This window comes from Erythrobacter sp. SCSIO 43205 (genome assembly GCF_019904235.1).
Lineage (GTDB): Bacteria > Pseudomonadota > Alphaproteobacteria > Sphingomonadales > Sphingomonadaceae > Erythrobacter.
In genome coordinates this window covers 1203804-1221653 of the sequence record NZ_CP063202.1, presented here as the reverse complement: position 1 = coordinate 1221653, position 17850 = coordinate 1203804, and the positions used below count along the sequence as shown (strand labels likewise).

At 58.9% G+C, this 17850-nt stretch carries 15 protein-coding genes; all 15 read right to left on the bottom strand.

Going from position 1 to position 17850, the window contains the following annotated elements:
- Positions 1-1059, bottom strand: coding sequence for a GTPase ObgE (gene obgE, locus INR77_RS05685; RefSeq protein WP_223072976.1), 1059 nt, complete (start codon positions 1057-1059; stop codon positions 1-3).
- A gap of 123 nt (positions 1060-1182) precedes the next feature.
- Entirely contained in the window at positions 1183-2088 is a 906-nt protein-coding gene (locus INR77_RS05680) for a hypothetical protein (protein ID WP_255573962.1), read from the bottom strand.
- Between the two features lie 209 nt (positions 2089-2297).
- Positions 2298-3029: a Bax inhibitor-1/YccA family protein gene (locus tag INR77_RS05675; RefSeq protein ID WP_223072974.1), complete on the bottom strand. Its 732-nt coding sequence runs from the start codon at positions 3027-3029 to the stop codon at positions 2298-2300.
- A 148-nt stretch (positions 3030-3177) separates the two neighbouring features.
- On the bottom strand, positions 3178-3981 hold the full coding sequence (locus INR77_RS05670) for a pyrroline-5-carboxylate reductase (protein ID WP_223072972.1): 804 nt from the start codon (positions 3979-3981) through the stop codon (positions 3178-3180).
- 124 nt (positions 3982-4105) lie between these two features.
- Complete coding sequence (locus tag INR77_RS05665) at positions 4106-4612, bottom strand: YbjN domain-containing protein (protein WP_223072970.1); 507 nt, start codon at positions 4610-4612, stop codon at positions 4106-4108.
- A gap of 193 nt (positions 4613-4805) precedes the next feature.
- A complete protein-coding gene (locus INR77_RS05660; protein ID WP_255573961.1) occupies positions 4806-6293 on the bottom strand; it encodes a tetratricopeptide repeat protein in 1488 nt (495 codons plus the stop codon).
- A gap of 120 nt (positions 6294-6413) precedes the next feature.
- Positions 6414-8129: a cell division protein FtsZ gene (gene ftsZ, locus INR77_RS05655; RefSeq protein WP_223072966.1), complete on the bottom strand. Its 1716-nt coding sequence runs from the start codon at positions 8127-8129 to the stop codon at positions 6414-6416.
- 185 nt (positions 8130-8314) lie between these two features.
- The gene (gene ftsA, locus INR77_RS05650) at positions 8315-9652 is read right to left on the bottom strand and encodes a cell division protein FtsA (protein ID WP_223072964.1); all 1338 of its coding nucleotides are present in this window, start codon (positions 9650-9652) and stop codon (positions 8315-8317) included.
- Positions 9652-10554, bottom strand: a complete 903-nt coding sequence (locus INR77_RS05645; protein ID WP_223072963.1) for a cell division protein FtsQ/DivIB — start codon at positions 10552-10554, stop codon at positions 9652-9654. The genes ftsA and INR77_RS05645 overlap by 1 nt, the downstream gene beginning before the upstream one ends.
- Positions 10547-11545, bottom strand: coding sequence for a D-alanine--D-alanine ligase (locus INR77_RS05640; protein ID WP_223072962.1), 999 nt, complete (start codon positions 11543-11545; stop codon positions 10547-10549). The genes INR77_RS05645 and INR77_RS05640 overlap by 8 nt, the downstream gene beginning before the upstream one ends.
- Positions 11542-12537, bottom strand: coding sequence for a UDP-N-acetylmuramate dehydrogenase (gene murB / locus INR77_RS05635; RefSeq protein ID WP_255573960.1), 996 nt, complete (start codon positions 12535-12537; stop codon positions 11542-11544). Before murB ends, INR77_RS05640 begins: the two co-directional genes overlap by 4 nt.
- Entirely contained in the window at positions 12534-13958 is a 1425-nt protein-coding gene (gene murC / locus INR77_RS05630) for a UDP-N-acetylmuramate--L-alanine ligase (protein ID WP_223072961.1), read from the bottom strand. Before murC ends, murB begins: the two co-directional genes overlap by 4 nt.
- Entirely contained in the window at positions 13955-15178 is a 1224-nt protein-coding gene (murG, locus tag INR77_RS05625; RefSeq protein ID WP_223072960.1) for an undecaprenyldiphospho-muramoylpentapeptide beta-N-acetylglucosaminyltransferase, read from the bottom strand. The genes murC and murG overlap by 4 nt, the downstream gene beginning before the upstream one ends.
- On the bottom strand, positions 15175-16416 hold the full coding sequence (locus tag INR77_RS05620) for an FtsW/RodA/SpoVE family cell cycle protein (RefSeq protein ID WP_223072959.1): 1242 nt from the start codon (positions 16414-16416) through the stop codon (positions 15175-15177). The genes murG and INR77_RS05620 overlap by 4 nt, the downstream gene beginning before the upstream one ends.
- On the bottom strand, positions 16413-17822 hold the full coding sequence (gene murD / locus INR77_RS05615) for a UDP-N-acetylmuramoyl-L-alanine--D-glutamate ligase (protein WP_223073427.1): 1410 nt from the start codon (positions 17820-17822) through the stop codon (positions 16413-16415). Before murD ends, INR77_RS05620 begins: the two co-directional genes overlap by 4 nt.
- Between the last annotated feature and the right edge of the window lie 28 nt (positions 17823-17850).

Below are 17850 nucleotides of genomic sequence, written 5' to 3'. Positions count from 1 at the left end.
TTAAATGGGCGACCACTCGTCGTCGTTTTCTTCAGTGTCCTCCACCTCAACCGCATTGGTTTCGGTCGCGGTCCTATCGGGAAGATAGGTCAGCACGGCATCAAGCAGTTCCTCGATCCCCTCACCGGTTGCACCCGACACTGTGAACACCTTATCAGCGCCCGCCTTGATGAGTTCGTCTGAGAACGCCTCACCCAGCTCCGCGTCCGCCAGATCCAGCTTGTTAAGCGCGACTAGCTGAGGCTTATCCTCAAGCCCTGCGCCATAGGCTTCAAGCTCTTCGCGAACGATGCGCATGGCCGCGGCGGGATCTTCGCCAGCAATATCGATCAGGTGGATGAGGACGCGGCACCGTTCAATATGGCCCAGGAACCTGTCGCCAATGCCCGCACCGTCAGCCGCGCCTTCGATAAGGCCGGGAATGTCCGCCAACACAAATTCGCGGCCCTTGTGACGCACGACGCCAAGCTTTGGGATCAGCGTGGTGAAGGCATAGTGTCCAACCTTTGCACGCGCATTGGACACCGCGTTGATGAAGGTTGATTTGCCCGCATTGGGCAGGCCCACCAGACCCACATCAGCCAGCAGCTTCAACCGCAACCACACCCACATCTCCTCAGACGGTTCGCCCGGCTGATGTTGTCGCGGTGCGCGATTGGTTGAGCTTTTGTAAGAGGCATTGCCGCGCCCGCCCATACCCCCTTCAAGGAAGACTACGCGCTGTCCCACTTCGGTAAAGTCGGCGAGCACTTCTTCCTTATCCTCTGAAAGAACCTGAGTTCCGACCGGCACTTTAATCACGAGATCAGGCGCGCTTGCGCCCGTCTTGTCCTTGCCCTGCCCGTGGTTGCCGCGCTTTGCCTTAAAGTGTTGCGAATAACGAAAATCGATCAGCGTATTGAGCCCGGCGACCGCTTCAAAAACGATGTCGCCGCCCTTGCCGCCATTGCCGCCGTCAGGTCCGCCATATTCGATGTATTTTTCGCGGCGAAAGGAAACCGCGCCCGGTCCCCCCGCGCCCGATTTCAAATAAATTTTCGCCTGATCTAAAAAGTGCATTGCTAGTGGTGCCTCGGACGCGCAGTCCAATCCATCACGGACAGCGCGGTTTTGCGAGCCCTAGAGCGCCCATTGCGCAACCGCAAGCACCCTCAGCACCAGTTCAGTGCCTCTCAGTGCCCTTCAACCCCCGTCGCTTGTCACCGGCTGCGTGACAGGTTGGGAGACAAAATTCTCCTGCACCGGGATCACAGGCACCTCGGCACCTGTCTGTGCATCGGGCATTTCGGCCGTCACGTAAGCGGGCTGTGCAAGGGTGGTCGTTGGATCATCGCCGACACTTGGCACACTCACACCATTGCGGCGCGCTTCCTGAACCGCGACCCAGCCGGGCTGCGATGCGCCATAGCGATCGCCATAATCCGCATCCCAGCGCGCGGAAAGCTGCTGGTAGCTTTCATATTCGTTGAAGAAAGCATCGAAGGGTGTCTCAAGCGCGGCGAAGTTGGCATTGGCGAAAACAACCGGATCGCTTGGCGGGCTGGACAGATAGCGGTTGGAAACATCCAGAGCCGCCCGACAAAAACCAGCGCGCGCCGGTGGGAGGGCAAAGAAGTTATAGACCGAGGTCATATGCGCTTCGCGTGCCAAGATACCGGGGCGCCTGCCGCCATTCTTGCGGCGATAATCTGCCTCGATCCGGTCATTGACCCGCTTAAGACCACGGGCGTGGTCGCTGATATAGGCGGAATAGGCATCGAGGATCGGCTGATACTGAGGCGCGGTGCAATTCAATGCCGCCACGTTCCACGCTGAACGGAAATGCCACACGCTTTCATCAGCCGAAACGCCGCGATTGATTGTCTGGCGCACGCCATTTGCATCCCGGCCCGGAATGACCATCACATAGGATGCACCGCCGGGGGGCAGTGGACGGTACGGAATACGCTCAACCGCTGGCGGCGGCGGTGGGGGAGGTGGCGGCGGCGGCGCAGGCGCTGCACAGGCCGCGACAAGTGATGTCGCAATCGCCAGCGTCGTAATCTTGATCGGCGCGCACTTCGTTTGCGCGTGAGCGTTGGTGGGCATTGCGTCTCTCACATTTGTCTCCCCGGTGCCCCTTTGGGCAGTGCTGCGCACCATGGCGATTGTAAGCTTGCTGCGCAATGAAGGTTTGAGCCACTCATCCGGATAATGGCCTCGCTTCGCCGCCAGCCTATGCCAAAGAAAATGCCCGGAGCCTATGGTCAGGCATCCGGGCATAATCATGTTTCAACACTTTCGTTGAGGCGTTTTGCCTATTCGCGGCTGCCCAGGAAGTTGAGCAGGAACATGAACATATTCACGAAGTCGAGATAGAGGCTTACCGCGCCCATGATCACCGCTTTGCCCATGAACTCGGTCCCGCGAAGATACTGGTAATCGTTCTTGAGGCGCTGCGTATCGTAGGCGGTGAGGCCTGCGAAGATGAGAACGCCGAGCGCACTGATTACGAAGGTCAGAGTGCTTGAGCCGATGAACATATTGGCAATGCTGGCCACGATCAGGCCAACCACACCCATGATAAGGAATGTGCCGAAGCCCGACAGGTCTTTCTTAGTGGTGTAGCCGAAGAGCGAGAGCCCTGCGAATGCCGCAGCCGTTGCGAAGAAGGTCACTGCAATCGATTCACCCGTAAATACGAGGAAAATCGTCGACATCGACAAACCCATGACGGTCGCAAATGCCCAGAAAACCACTTGCAGCGTGCCATAGCTCATTTTGTGCAGGCCAAAGCTCATCGCGAGGATGAAGCCAAGCGGTGCAAGCGATACGATCCACATCAGCGGTCCGCTTGCAAATGCGTAAGCAAGACCCGTTGCCGCCGCGCCTGCGGCAACAATACCGGTCAACAACACAGCGGAGGCCATGTAGTTGTAAATCTTGAGCATATAGCCGCGCAGACCTTCGTCATATGTCTCACGCGAAGCAACGTCAGCCCCTGCGCGGGGCACAGAGTTGAATTGCCTTGTGTCTCTAAAATCAGACATTTTGGATCCCTTTGTCTCCAATGATGACGCGGGAATACGCGCCTTATGGTCAGCAATATCGTCATTTCGTCCGCAATTTTCAAGCGAAACCGGATGCTGTTCGACGAATTTTGTTCAGAAATTTCTAAGTTAATCTTAACGAAAGACTTCAGCCAGCTCCGGCAGAAAGCGCCGCGCCGCGCTCAGCCGTCTCTTTCAGCGTCTTTGTAAGCAGCTTCACCAAGGCCTTGTCCGCATCAAGCACGTTCATTCCCTCGCGCGTCATACCGCCGGGACTTGCCACACGGTCGGCGAGCGTGGCGGGCGAAACGTCTGCCCCAGCCGCCAATGATGACGCGCCATCAACCGTTGCAATCGCAAGGGCGGTTGCCTGCTCCTTGTCGATGCCAAGCTCTTGAGCTGCCTCAGCGAGCGCATCAATAAAGCGATAGACGAAACCAGGGCCAGAGCCTGCAAGCGCGGTGACAAGATCGAATTTCGCCTCATCTTCGAGCCATGTGGCCATGCCGAGATGGTCGAAAAAGGCGAATATGTCCTCGCGCGCGCCAGCGGTAAGGCCGTCTTCGAGAAGAATTATCGGCGATTTGTTAATCCGTGCCGCCAGATTGGGCATTACGCGAATATGAGCATCCGACGCTGGAAAAGTGGCTTTCAATTGCGCGATGGTAATCCCTGCAAGCAGCGAAGCGAGTGTCACGCCCTCGCCTGTGAGCGCTTGCAAACCGGGTGCAAGCGCTCCCAATTGCTGAGGCTTGAAGCCAAGCATCACCGTATCATGCAACGCCGCCGCCTCGGCCTCGCTCGCTTCGCGATACAAAGCCACGCCGTCGGGCGCGCTTTCCATACCGGGGTCGAGGATTGAGAACCGCGAAGGCTCTACACCGGCTGCAAGCCAGCCAGCGAGCATCGCCCCGCCCATATTCCCGCAGCCAATAATCAAGAGATGTTTCATGCAAAAATCACCGTTCGTGCTGAGCCTGTCGAAGCATGAACCTCGCGGCAGTTCGCCCTTCGGAGTCGAAGACGGCCAAAGGCCACTGGCTCAGGGCGAACGGGTTGGTTAGGCCCGTCAGCTATTAAGCCTCGCCCGCCGCGTCAACCATAGCCGCATCAAGCGCATCGCGCGGCGATTTGTCGCCCCACAGGACAAATTGGAATGCGGGGTAGAAACGGTCGCACTCATCAATCGCATTTTCGACCAAAGCTTGCGCCTGAGAAATAGAGAGCATCCCATCATCACCCAAAAGCGCGCCGTGGCGATAGATCAGCACGTCGCCTTGCGACCAGATGTCGAAATGCCCCAGCCACACCTGTTCATTGACGAGGCTCAACAACTCATAGGCGCTGTGCTTTTTCTCGGTCGTCACACGGATGTCGGGCAAGCACAGGAATTGCAGCACATTGTCCGCCGCGCGCCAGATCGCTCGCAATTGGTACTTGGTCCAGCTGCCCTGCACCTCTCCCACCAATTCATCATCAGAGACAACTTCGCTGTCCCAGCCTCGCGCTTCGAACAGCGCTGCGAGCATTTCGATGGGCGCTGCATCATCGTCGGCCGTAAATTCGGTTTCGCGCGCTCTCATTGGACACCTTTACGGCTGAAGAGTGCGTGTGCGGAGGGAGAAGAGGGTTCGCTTTGCATTGATGCGACAATTGCATGGACGTGGCCCCATTTGGCAATCCGCCCCCCATCCAACTCTTGTTGAGAAGTCGTCTGGCTTGTTCAAACCCTGTGCACAGAAAGCCGGGGAAGAATGTAAAATTGACGCTGGCGGCCTATTTTAACTCTTTTATTTCAGTGCCTTCGGAACTTGTATAAGTGAAGGTTTCAATCCCGGCTTCGGCCAGTTCATTGACCAATTTGCGTGCCGCGGCCGCATTTTCCAGCGGTCCGGCAAGCAAGCGATTGGCCTGTCCCCACGGTGTTACGTGCGGTTTGAAATCCTTCAAAAGCTCTGGCGCGCGGCGATTAAAACGCCGCCAATCAAACTTGAGCGCATCCACATCGCGGCCTGTTGCCAGCTGAACCCAGATGCGGCTGGGATGTACAGGTTTTGAGGGTTCAGGGGCGGGTTCAGGGTTGGGCGCGACCTCGCGCGGGGGTTTGATCGCAGAAATATCCACCCCATCACCCGATGCCCTTACCGCCGAGACATCAGCTGCGCCCAGATCGGCAAAAGCGTCAGCGACGCTTGCCGGAGGCGTTACGACCTGTGGCTCAGGCGTTGCAGCCGCTGCGACCGGAGGCTGGGGAGTTGCCACACGGTCCTGCGGCTGAGCAGGTGGCCCAATCTCGCGCGTTGCGACTTGGGGTAGATTTGGTTCCCCCTGCGCTGGCGCTGTGGTTACAGCTTGCGGGGCCAGCGGGGTTGCTTCACGAAAGGCTTTGCCAGCAGCAGGTTTGCCCAGCGGTTCGCCAGACGGCTCCAACTTCGCATCGGACGACGCCGCATTCGCAAAGCGAGCAATGCGCGGGTCTTCGCGGCCAATGTCAGCAGCGCGCGGGAAAATGCCAAGATTGGCCGCCGCCGCCTGCTGAGCCGGGGTAAGGCGCGGCATATAGGCAAGGTAGGGGTTGATCCGCGCGGCAATATCAGGCGGCATGACAGAGTTCACGATACCCTCGGCGCGGGTCTGCTCTCCTAATATCGCAAGGCCAAATGCACGCGCTCTGAAAGCGGCAATATCGCGCCCTTCGATAAGCGGGCTCAAAGTCGCCTGAAAAGCATCCGCATCGCCGGAAATCGCCTGACTGATGCCCAGACGCCGGCGTGCTTCATCATCTTGCGGGGTGAGCCGGATCGCTCTTGCATAGGCCTCTTGCGCGGATTTCTGATCACCGATCAGGTCAAAGGCCAAGGCGCGTTCCACCAGTAAATCGCTGGTGGGAGCGCCCGCAGCCTGCGCCTCTTCCAACAGGGGGATAGCCTCCACTGGCCTGCCTGATCGCAGATACACCCGCGCAAGACCAAGCTTTGTTCGTGCATCAGAGGGATCGGCTTCTGCGGCCCGGCTGTAAAAGCCAATCGCTGCATCCAGATCGCCCACTTCAAGCGATGCGTCCCCTGCTTCCAGCATGGCAGGGACACTGGTTGGGCTTCGCGCCAGCTCAAGCAGAGCGCGGTTCAGACGCTGCGTCTCAGTCGAGGGCAGAGGCTGCACCACCGCGCGTGAAGTGGATTGCTGCGCATAAGCGCTGGATGTCGCCAGCGTAGTGACAATAGCCGCTGCGAAAATGGTGCGCGGAAGGGTGAAGAGACGCAAGATCATCCCTCGATGATTAGCAGGGATTGGAGGCTAACCCAAAGCCTTCCCACTTCAATCAAGACCAATGGCACCCCTCAACCGATAGGCTGAATGTAAGAAGCGGCGGTTTTGAGCCGCTTACTGGTTGTTCTGCCTACCAAGGAAGCGCGGGATGGAAAGCGCTGGTGCATCATCATCGCCGTCCTCTTCATCATCCTCGTCCTCGGCCGAGCCAGAGGAGCGTGAGAGGTTCGCCATACGCTCAAACAAGGTGCCACCACCCACAGCGCCGCCACCAGCAGCACCACCGGAAGGCGCTCCGCCAGAGCCTCCAGCAGAGCCTCCAGCGGAGCCTCCAGCACTGGCGCTTGGTGAGACAGGCTCATTGCGCTCTACGAGGCGATCGGCATCACCCAAAAGGTCATCGCCGCCGCTTTGTCCGCTATCCTGAGATGCGGCCCAATCGACGGAGGTGCCTTCTTTGGCAGGACGCTCTTGATATTGTGCATCAAGGTCGAGTGCGTCTTCCTCCGATGTCTCCAGAAGGTCTGGATCGTCTTCCTCAGCGCCGCGAAGCCCGGCGAGCGGATCGATGATCTCGTCGACATCATCATCTTCATCGCCCATATCGTCGCCCGCTTGCATACCGGACAAATCGAAGGGCTCTTTATCACCGCCGTTGTCTTTCGAATCTGCCCCCTCATCGCTGAATGAGCTTGGGACAGTCGGGATAGCAGGAGCGCGCGGTGCCTCCTCCGGTTCAGCATCAAGCGATGGTGCATCGTCCGTATTCGCTTCGCTCTCCCCGGAAAGATCGAGCACGGGACGCTTGGGCGGCCGTGCTGCCGCGAACGCCTGAGGTGCTGCGCGTGGAGCTTCGGCTCCGGCAGCTGCTTCGATACCGGTTGCTACAACCGAGATCCGGATGCGGTTTTCCAGATCAGGGTTAAACGCGCTTCCCCAGATGATATTGGCATCTTCGTCCACCAGATCGCGGATGTAATTCGCCGCCTCGTCCAGCTCCATCAGCGTCATGTCTTCGCCGCCGATGATCGAGATAATGACACCGCGCGCGCCCTGCATCGAAACACCGTCGAGCAGCGGGTTAGCGATGGCTTGTTCTGCAGCATTTAGAGCGCGGTTTTCACCCTCGCCCTCGCCCGTGCCCATCATCGCTTTACCCATTTCGCTCATCACTGCGCGAATATCGGCAAAGTCGAGGTTGATGAGGCCCGGATTGACAATCAGGTCAGTGATCGAGCGCACACCTTGCTGAAGCACTTCATCAGCCAGTTGGAACGCCTGTTTGAAGGTCGTTTCGGGCTTGGCCACCAGAAACAGGTTCTGGTTCGGAATAACGATCAGAGTGTCGACGTGCTCTTGCAGCTCAGCAATGCCAGCCTCGGCTGCACGCATCCGGCGCGTGCCTTCGAACAGGAAGGGTTTTGTCACAACGCCGACGGTCAGGACACCTTTGCGGCGAGCAGCCTCAGCGATAACAGGAGCCGCGCCCGTACCCGTGCCGCCGCCCATACCAGCAGCGATAAAGACCATGTTGACGCCTTCAAGCGCCTCTTCGATCTGGGATACGGTTTCCTCAGCAGCAGCTTTGCCAACTTCTGGCCGTGCGCCTGCACCAAGGCCGCCGGTAATGTCCGGGCCAAGCTGAATACGCGTTTCCGCTGGCGAGGAGGCCAAAGCCTGCGCGTCAGTGTTCGCGACGATAAAGTCGACACCTTCGATCTCGGACTCGATCATATTGGTGATCGCGTTACCGCCAGCACCGCCAATCCCGATGACGGTAATCCGCGGACGAAGATCGTCTGTTGCTGCTGGTCCGATGTTGATGCTCATGGCTTTAATCCTCCAGACCTTGCCGCCCATTTAGTGCACTTATGGCGCAAGGTTAGACTTCTGTGACACATTCGTGATGTGTCCGTTATACTTAACGCGTCCTTATCCACAGTGGGATGTGGTGCAAGACGGGGTTTCAATCCTTTTCAATTGGCAATCAAAACGTTGAATTCAAATACCAATAGCTAGAAATTCTCTTTGAGCGCACGCCATAGGCGCGCGAGCCCTGCAAACAGGTTTACAGAACCGCCAAAATCATGGACCTCGCTGTAGCGCGCGCCGACCGCGCGAATGTCCACCGGATCAGCAGCCGCATAAAGACAAAGCCCCGCAAGTCCTGAAAAACCCGGTGTGGCGTGTGCTTCGGGAAGTCCGGTTAGCGCCGATGCCTGACCAATGCGCACTGGCATGGCAAGCGCGCTTTGCGCAAATTCGGCCAGTCCTGCAAGCTCTGCGCCGCCCCCGGTAAGCACGACTTGTCCGCCGCGTACGCCTGCAAAGCCAAGCTCTTTCAGGGCCTTGCCAATTTCGCCCATCAATTGCGACTGGCTTTGCGTGATGACCGAGATAAGCTCTGCGCGCGCAATGCGGTTTTTGTCATCGGCTCCGCGTGCATTGGTGGTGCTTGGCGCTCCGGGCTCTGCTTCATTGGGGCCGTGGACGGGGATCATTTCGCGGTGATCGCTGGGCGATGCGATGGCGGAGCCCGACACGCATTTCAGACGCTCTGCCTGAAAACGGCGAATACCAAAGGCGCTGGCAACGGCATCGGTAATATCGCCTGAACCAAGCGGGATTGAGCGAAGGCCTAGCAGCATACCGCCAGCAAAGACCGAGACATTGGTCACATCCGACCCGATCTCAACCAATGCCACGCCCAGATCGCGCTCTTCTTCGGTGAGGCAGGCATAGCCTGACGCAAGCGGCGCAGCGACCACGGCTTCGACATCGAGATGCGCGCTTTGCACCGCTTCCATCAGGTTTCGCACAGGCGCACCGTCAGCGAGCATCACGTGAATATCAACGCCTAGTCGCTCTGCGTGAAGACCGCGTGGGTTTGCAACGCCATGCGCGCCATCAAGGGTGTAGTGCGCCGGGATTGCGTGCAGAACGCTGTGCCCGTTGGGGTCGATCATCCCTTGCGCATCGAACAAGAGTTGTTCGATGTCTTCCTCTTCGATGCGCCTGCCGCCGATCTCGATTTCGACCGTAGTAATGTCGCTTTTAAGCCCAGCGCCTGCGCAGGCGATCCAAACGCTTTGCACGCTCGTCCCCGCGTTCTTTTCCGCGCGCTCCACCGCATCACGAATGGCGTAGGTTGCCGCCTTCATATCGGTGATATAACCGCGCTTCACCCCATTGCTGGCCCTGTGGCCAGAGCCAAGCACCACAAGCTCACCCGTTTCGGTTTCACCCATAATCATGGCCGAAATGCGAAACGATCCGACATTGACCGCGCCAAACACTTTGGTCAGGCGCGCCTTATTGGCGGTGTATTTTGGTGCAGGCTTGGCCTTGGCCATTATGGGTTCCCCATCTCAACCGCATCCGCACGGCCGGGCACACGCATATAAACACGCGGAGGGCTTCGCATATCGAATGTCGCGACCTGCCCGCCGATCAGACGGTTCTGACCATCCATGCGAGCGAACTTAACCAGCGCCGTTGCTGATGCTTCAGCCCCTTCTGGCAAAGCAAGCTTCTGACCGCTCTTAAACTCAAGGTTCCAGCGGCGATTGCCGACCCATTCGGCCGATTCAATCTGAGGACCGAGCGCAGGCGCTGCGGCAAGCAGAGTTTCAAGCGGCGCCACCTGTTTGGCAGCGCCCGGCCCCTTGATGCGTAGCTTTCCAGCAGCTTTATCCTCGGCCACCGGGGCAAGCTCTACCCCTTCTGCATCAATCAGCACCAAGCGATCGGGCATTTCCAGCACGGCATGGGGTTCGCGTTCAACGATGTCGATGGCCAGAGTTGAGGGAAGCTGGATCGAGACGCGCGCATCCTTGACCCAGGGAAGTTCACGCAATTCTTCGCGCAAAGCCTCAAGCTCGACTGTTGGCATGGGGCGGTTTTGCTGCGCGAGAGCGCGGGCATAGACTTCGCGTTCATCCATGCGAGTGGTGCCGGTCACGCGCACGTGTTTGACCTCAAACCCTGCGTCCGACGCGATCAGCGCGACTTGGCGCTCCGCCATGGCAGGAACGCCGGCAAGATTGGCAATCACAAAGGCAATACCAACAGCGCCGCCGATAATCAGCGTGAGCCAGATCGTGCTCCACTGCTCTTCAGTGAACGGCAGCCAGCCCATGATGGTATCGAGCACGCCGCCGGTCTTCGCCTTGGCCCGGCGCGCAGTCGCCGCGCGGCTTTGCGATTTGGCAGCACGGCGCACGCCCTTGCTCGATGAACGCGTGATCTTAGCCATCGGCCTTCTCCGCCTGGTTCACCTTGCCCTCATGCACTCGCAGCGCTTCCATCACGATCAATTCGACGAGTTCGGCATATCCAATATCGCACGCACGCGCCTGTTCGGGAACGAGGCTTAAAGGTGTCATTCCCGGCTGTGTGTTGGTTTCCAGCACAAAAAGGCCTTCTTCACCCAGTTCTTCGTCCCAGCGAAAATCAGTGCGGCTTGTTCCGTGACAGCCAAGGATTTTGTGCGCACGAACGGCGTAATCTTCGCAAAGCGCAGCGATTTCCGGCGGAATTTGCGCGGGGCAAACGTGCTGGGTTCGCCCTTCGGTGTATTTGTTTTCGTAATCGTAGAAACCGTTGTCAACGATCAGTTCGGTGACGCCAAGCGCGCGCGGGCCAGAGGCTCCGTCGATCACCGCCGTTGTGAGTTCGCGGCCCTTGATGAAGGGTTCGGCGAGAAGCTCGTCAAACTCCTGCCACGGGCCCTTGGCATCGCGCGAAATAGGGTTGCCGACGTTTGAGTCCTCGGTAACGATTGCGACGCCAACCGAAGAGCCTTCGTTGACAGGTTTCAGTACATAAGGACGCGGCAGCGGGTCGCGCTCGTAAAGCTCTTCGCAAGGCACGATCCGCCCACCGGGCATTGGAATACCGTGGGGAGTGAGCGCCTGCTTGGTCAGTTGTTTATCAATCGCGATAACCGAGGTCGCAAGGCCGGAGTGGGTATAAGCGATACCCATCAGATCGAGCATCCCTTGCACGCTACCGTCTTCGCCCGGAACTCCGTGAAGCGCGTTGAACACGACATCGGGCTTTGCCGCGGCGATTTTCGCCGCCACATCGCGGTCCATATCGATTTGCGTGACGCGGTGCCCGTTCATCTCCAGCGCATCGGCAACGCCCGCGCCCGACATGAGGCTAACCTCACGCTCATTCGCCCAGCCGCCCATGAGGACGACGACGTGGAGAGGGTTGTGGGGATGTTTGCCAGACACGCTCATGGCCGTCCCACCCGGCGGATTTCCCATTCCAGCATGATGCCGCAATTGGCGTAAACTTTTTCGCGCACCAACTCGCCCAATTCCTCAATCTCGGTTGAGGTTGCATTGCCGGTGTTGATCAGGAAATTGCAGTGTTTATCGCTGACCTGTGCGCCGCCGTGGGTAAACCCGCGAAGCCCTGCATCATCGATCAACTTCCAGCTCGAATGGCCTTCCGGGTTCTTAAAGGTCGAGCCGCCGGTCATCGAACCGATGGGCTGACTGTCCTTACGCTGATTGGAAATGCGCGCCATGTCTGCCTTGATCTCTTCCGGGTCGCCGGGAAAGCCTTCAAACCGGACCGCGACCACCACTGCGCCCTCTGGCAAAGCTGAATGGCGATAGGAATACTGCAGGTCGGCGTTGGTGAGCGTGACAAACTCGCCGCCTGGCAGGATCACATCGCAATCGACCAGCACGTCGCACGTCTCGCGTCCGTAGCAGCCACCGTTCATCTTGGTGACGCCGCCGACCGAACCGGGGATGCCGATGAAGAAGCGAAGGCCATCAATGCCAGCCTTCGCTGCGCGTCTTGCAAGGACGCTGACGGGAGCAAAGGCACCCGCTTTAATCGTCGTATCGCCAGTGACGTTGACCTCGGCAAAAGGTGCGCCAAGCTTGATCACCACTCCAGGAACGCCGCCATCGCGGATGATCATGTTGGAGCCAACCCCCAGAGCCATCACGGGGATGCCAGGATCGAGCGCTTCGAGGAAGTTTTTAAGATCGTCCAGATCCGCCGGTTCAAACAGCCAATCGGCATTGCCGCCGCTTTTGAACCACACGTGTTTGGCAAGCGGTGCGTCCTTTGTCAGCTTGCCGCGCACATTTTCGACCGGGACGCCAGCGTCCACGCTTCCTTCGACCGTGCAGGTCGGTGCGCGGCCATCGTCCCTATCGACCCAGTCGCCGGCTTGTGTGGAGGGCTGGTTCATATTCATTTGAGCGCTCATGCCTCCCTTATCGCCGAAATTGCTTCGCTAAGGGTAGCGGCCCACTTGGTGATATCCCCCGCGCCAAGACATACAATGATGTCTCCGGGTGCGATTTTTTCGGCAAGCGCTTTGGCAAGCTCGCTTTGGCTTGGAGTTGTCTGCGCTGAGCGATGACCACGCGCGGCAAGGCCGGCGGCAAGTGCGGCCGCATCGACCCCCTCAATCGGGTCTTCGCCCGCCTCGTAAACAGGCGTGACGAACACCATGTCGGCATCGTTAAAGCAGCTTTGGAAATCATCCATGAGGTCGCGCAAACGCGTGTAGCGGTGCGGTTGAGCCACGGCGATAACGCGCCCTTCTGGAACCGCTTCACGCGCAGCACCAAGCACGGCTTTGATCTCGACCGGATGGTGAGCGTAATCGTCGATCACGCGGACAAGACCGCCCTCCATTTCCACAGTGCCAACGCGGGTAAAGCGGCGGCGCACACCGCCAAAGCTGGCAAAGCCATCCCGGATCACATCATCGGGGCAGCCCATTTCAACCGCAACAGCAATCGCAGCCAGAGCATTCTGAACATTGTGACGGCCCGGCATGGGCAGGTGGACACCTTCGATGCGGCGATCTTCCTCTCCCCGCTGACGCACGATCACATCGAACGTGTTGCCGCCTTCATGGGGATGGACGTTGACCCCGCAAATATCGGCCTGAAGCGAGAACCCATAGGTCACAACCTTGCGGTCGCGCACTTCTCCGATGACCGCCTGAACCTCTGGATGATCGACGCAAAGGATCGCAGCGCCGTAAAACGGCACATTGTGAATGAACTCAACGAAAGCGCGCTTCACCCCGGCGAAATCGCCGTAGTGGTCGAGGTGCTCGGGATCGATATTGGTGACAACCGCGATCGTGCCGTCAAGGCGCAGGAAGCTCCCGTCGCTCTCATCGGCTTCGACCACCATCCAATCGCTATCGCCAAGCCGCGCGTTCGAGCCATATTGCTCGATAATGCCGCCATTGATCACGGTGGGATCGATGCCGCCTTTGTCGAGCAGGCTCGCAATCATGCTGGTCGTTGTCGTCTTGCCATGCGTTCCCGCAACCGCAACGGTGGACTTAAGCCGCATAAGCTCAGCCAGCATTTCCGCGCGGCGCACCACTGGAATGCGGTGTTCCAAAGCGTGAGCGACCTCGGGATTAGTGCGGCGAACGGCGGTTGAGGTGACAACCACCGCAGCGCCTTCGACATTCTCCTTGGCGTGGCCGATGTGCACGGTGATCCCACGTTTTCTAAGGCGCTCGACGCTTGGCCCTTCGGCCAGATCGCTGCCTTGGACCGAGTAACCAAGGTTGTGCATCACCTCTGCGATGCCGGACATACCGATCCCGCCAATGCCGACGAAATGGATCGTGCCTATGTCAGTGCCAACACCCTTCATGCGGCGGCATCCTGAGAATTATCGCAATTGGCCGGCTGCGCTTTAGCAACCTCTGCCGATGCCTTAGGCGCACCCTCGCCCACGCGGATCACGTCCATCAGGTCAATCCCGCCAAGGCTCTCGACAAGGTCAGCCAAATCCTTCGCCGCATTGGGTCGCCCGCAATTCCATGCGCCGTGCGCTGCATTGGCGAGGCTGCCCGGATTTTGCGCGAGAGCCTGTATCTGCTTGGCAAGCTCCTTGGGCGTGAATTTGTCCTGCCGGATCATGCGCGCCCCGCCCGCTTTGACGATTTCGGCGGTATTTGCCGCCTGATGGTCGTCGGTCGCAATCGGCAGCGGGATAAGGATGGCAGGCCGGCCCACGGCGGTCAGCTCAGCAATTGTCGAAGCGCCTGCGCGCCCGATGAACAGATGTGTGCCAGCGAGCCGTTCGTGCATATCTTCAAAATAGGTGCCAAGCTCTGCCGGAATGTCGTGATTGGCGTAGCGCTCTCGCACCTTCTCCAGATCCTCTGGCCGGCATTGCTGTGTCACCTGAAGACGCGAGCGCAGCACTGGAGGCAACATCGCAAGTCCATCGGGCACCACATCTGAAAGAATGCTCGCGCCCTGAGAGCCGCCGGTAATGAGTACCCGCAAGAGCCCTTCTTCGGTGAGCACGGGGAACTCTTCATCCCTCAGCGCAAGCACCTCTTCGCGCACCGGATTGCCAACCAGATGCACCTTGTCGGCATATTTGGGCTTCAACCGCTGGACGTTGGGATAGGATGTCGCAATCGCTGCGACACCGCCTGCAAGCAAACGGTTGACCCGGCCCAGCACCGCGTTTTGTTCGTGCACAACACTGATGAGGTTTGACGAGCGCGCAGCGAGCAAGGCCGGGAAAGCGGGATAGCCGCCAAAACCGATAATCGCCGTGGGGTTCACCGCATCAAACAGGCGAAGCGCCATATTGCGCCCCTCGCGCACCGCTTTGAGCCCGGCAAACCATTTGAGCGGATTTTTGCCGAAGCGCCCTGCTGGCAGAACATGGGCGGTGAGAAAGTCAGGCTTGCCCGGAATATTTGCGCCGCGCTCATCGGTGATAAGAGCCACATGATGCCCGCGCGCGTGCAGTTCCTCGGCCAAAGCGAAAGCCGGGATCAAATGCCCGCCGGTTCCTCCAGCTGCGAGGATAAAATGGCGGCTCGCTCCTGTCGGTGTGGTCTGATTGCTCATAGGAAAGCTTTCGGCCTTGCTCTTTTGCCTGAGCGCCCGATGAGGTCCGTAAGGCCCGGCCGGTCACGCTCCAGGAATGGATTACGACGGGTAATCGCTAAGAGCAGCCCGCAGGTAAGGCAAATCGCGAGCGTCGATGATCCCCCATAACTTACCAGCGGCAGTGTCATCCCCTTGGATGGGAAGAGTTGCAGGTTCACCGCCATATTGATGAACGCCTGCCCCCCGATCAGCGCCGCAAGCCCTGCGCCAGCGAGCAATGCGAAGAGGTTTTCTTCATTCACAAGTCGCACCAGCGCGCGTCCGACAATGGCAAGATAAAGGATGAGAATAACGCCGCAGGCAAGCAGGCCAAATTCTTCACCGATGACCGAAAAAATATAATCCGTGTGCGCTTCGGGCAGGGTCATCTTGCGCGTGCCAAGCCACAAACCGCTGCCCGTCCAACCGCCAGCGGTCAATGTGCGCTCAGCGAGATACACCTGATCGTAAGCCGTGCCTCCGCCAAGGAAGCTGTCGATGCGGTGGCGCGCATTGTCATAAAGGAAATAGGCCGCCGTCATCAGACCGATGCCGCCTGCGACAAGAGCGCCCATGCGCAAGAGCGAAACGCCTGACAAAAGCACCAGCACAAACCAGACGCCTGCAAACAGGATGGCAGCGCCCAAATTGGGTTGCAGCATCAAAAGCGCCGCAACCAGCACCATCGCAAGCGTTGCATAACCAAGCACCGGCAAACTCTCGTCGCGCATCCGCCATGACAGCATCCAAGCAAGCAAAATGGCAAAGCCGGGCTTGAGAAATTCCGAAGGCTGCAAGGACATCCCCACATTAAGCCAGCGCTTTGCCCCGTTGCGCTCAAACCCGAAGACCGGGACGAGCAGCAGCAGGAACAGCATCACCACGGCAAGCACAATGCCAAGCCTTCGCGCGTCTTCGCGACTGACGAAAGAAACGCCCAGCATGATCGCAAGTCCCATCATCTGAAACACGAGGTGGCGCTGGAAAAAGGCAAAGTCATCAATGCCATATTGCTTACCACCCGCAGGCGAGGCAGCGGCCACTGCAATCGTGCCAATGGCCATCAGGCACAGCACCATGCCAAGCAGCCATTTGTCCACTTCGCGCCACCAGATAAGCACACGGTCACCAAAGCCGCGCCGCACAGCAACGGGAGCATGGAAGCGCGCATCGCCGCGCACGGAATTCAAACCCGGCGGTCGTCCTGACAGGCTCATGCGATGTCCCCCTTGATGTAATCTTCGTCGGTGTTGGCGCACGCGGCGGGTTCGCAATCGCCTTCCTCGGCGATCACGCCCACAAGCTTGCGGAAATGGTCGCCCCGGTTCTCGTAATCGCGAAACTGGTCAAAGCTTGCGCAGGCGGGCGAGAAGAGGATCACATCGCCAGGCTCAGCCGCCTCACGCGCACGGCGCACCGCTTCGCAAGCAAGCTCGCAATTATGGACCTGCGGCACTCGGCCAGTCAGGAGTTCGCCGAAACGTGGGCCAGCCTCGCCAATAGTATAGGCAGCCGCGACATTGCTGAGCATGGCTTCGCATTCACCCAGCCCGTCTTCCTTCGCAAGCCCGCCCACGATCCAATGCACACGCGGCGCACCTGAACGGATGTCCGCGCTTGGCGGATAGGCGGCGAGCGCAGGCGCAGTGGAAGCGGTATTGGTCGCTTTGCTGTCGTTGATAAAGACAACACCGCGTTCCTCGCACACCAGTTCCATGCGGTGAGGAAGACTGCGAAAGCGCGGGAGCGCGTGCTGCCACTGCGCAGGGGTAACGCCAAGCTCTTCGACGATAGCAACCGCCACGGCAGCATTTTCAAGATTGTGCGGACCTTGAAGCGATGGCCACTGCGGCTGAAGCGCTTTCAAAGCCTCCAAATCCGCTGCGATCACGCGCCCTTCTTCGCGGCGCGCCTTTTGGCGTTCATGAATTGCGCCCGCTGGCTCATCGAGCGTGCCGAACACCGCAAGATTGTGCGCCGATTGCATCTCGAACAGGCGCTCTTTCGACGCAGCGTAAGCAGCAAAGCCATCATAACGATCAAGGTGATCGGGCGTGATGTTGGTAAGCGCTGCTGCCTCCGGATCGAGGCTCAGCGTCAGGTCGATTTGATAACTTGAAAGCTCAAGCACATAAACGCCTTCTCCCACATCATTGGGTTCAAGCGGGGTCTGCGCCATGATTGGCTCGCCAATATTGCCGCCCAGCAAAGACGGTAGCCCCGCCATCGTCAGGATATGGTGGATCAGCGCCACGGTGGTTGATTTGCCATTCGTGCCTGTGACGCCCACAACCCGGTGGGGAGGAAGATTGGGCCGGGCTAGCGCGAAAAGCTCAATATCGCCGATGATCGGCACGCCGAATTTCGCCGCGTGCTGTGTGATGGGATGGGTGTTGAGTGGCACGCCGGGAGAAACCACCAGACCGTCAAAACCAGTGAGGTCCATTTCCAGCGGATCGGCAATATCGCAGCGCCCCTCAAACCGAGCGCGCGCCACATCCTGGCGGTCCCAAACGGTCACTTTCGCGCCGCTTTCCAACAAGGCTTCCGCCGCAGCCGCGCCCGAGCGCGCGAGGCCGAGCACGCTGTAGGATTTGTTGGAAAAGGCGTTTTTCGAAATGATCACTTACGCAGGTGTTTCATCAACTAAA

Excerpts from the sequence above, each read along its gene's own strand:
- obgE (WP_223072976.1), bottom strand. The coding sequence starts at position 1,059 with ATGCACTTTTTAGATCAGGCGAAAATTTATTTGAAATCGGGCGCGGGG.
- INR77_RS05670 (WP_223072972.1), bottom strand. The coding sequence starts at position 3,981 with ATGAAACATCTCTTGATTATTGGCTGCGGGAATATGGGCGGGGCGATG.
- ftsA (WP_223072964.1), bottom strand. The coding sequence starts at position 9,652 with ATGGCCAAGGCCAAGCCTGCACCAAAATACACCGCCAATAAGGCGCGC.
- murC (WP_223072961.1), bottom strand. The coding sequence starts at position 13,958 with ATGAAGGGTGTTGGCACTGACATAGGCACGATCCATTTCGTCGGCATT.
- INR77_RS05680 (WP_255573962.1), bottom strand. The coding sequence starts at position 2,088 with ATGCCCACCAACGCTCACGCGCAAACGAAGTGCGCGCCGATCAAGATT.
- ftsZ (WP_223072966.1), bottom strand. The coding sequence starts at position 8,129 with ATGAGCATCAACATCGGACCAGCAGCAACAGACGATCTTCGTCCGCGG.
- INR77_RS05640 (WP_223072962.1), bottom strand. The coding sequence starts at position 11,545 with ATGAGCGTGTCTGGCAAACATCCCCACAACCCTCTCCACGTCGTCGTC.
- INR77_RS05675 (WP_223072974.1), bottom strand. The coding sequence starts at position 3,029 with ATGTCTGATTTTAGAGACACAAGGCAATTCAACTCTGTGCCCCGCGCA.
- murB (WP_255573960.1), bottom strand. The coding sequence starts at position 12,537 with ATGAGCGCTCAAATGAATATGAACCAGCCCTCCACACAAGCCGGCGAC.
- INR77_RS05620 (WP_223072959.1), bottom strand. The coding sequence starts at position 16,416 with ATGAGCCTGTCAGGACGACCGCCGGGTTTGAATTCCGTGCGCGGCGAT.
- murG (WP_223072960.1), bottom strand. The coding sequence starts at position 15,178 with ATGAGCAATCAGACCACACCGACAGGAGCGAGCCGCCATTTTATCCTC.
- INR77_RS05665 (WP_223072970.1), bottom strand. The coding sequence starts at position 4,612 with ATGAGAGCGCGCGAAACCGAATTTACGGCCGACGATGATGCAGCGCCC.
- INR77_RS05645 (WP_223072963.1), bottom strand. The coding sequence starts at position 10,554 with ATGGCTAAGATCACGCGTTCATCGAGCAAGGGCGTGCGCCGTGCTGCC.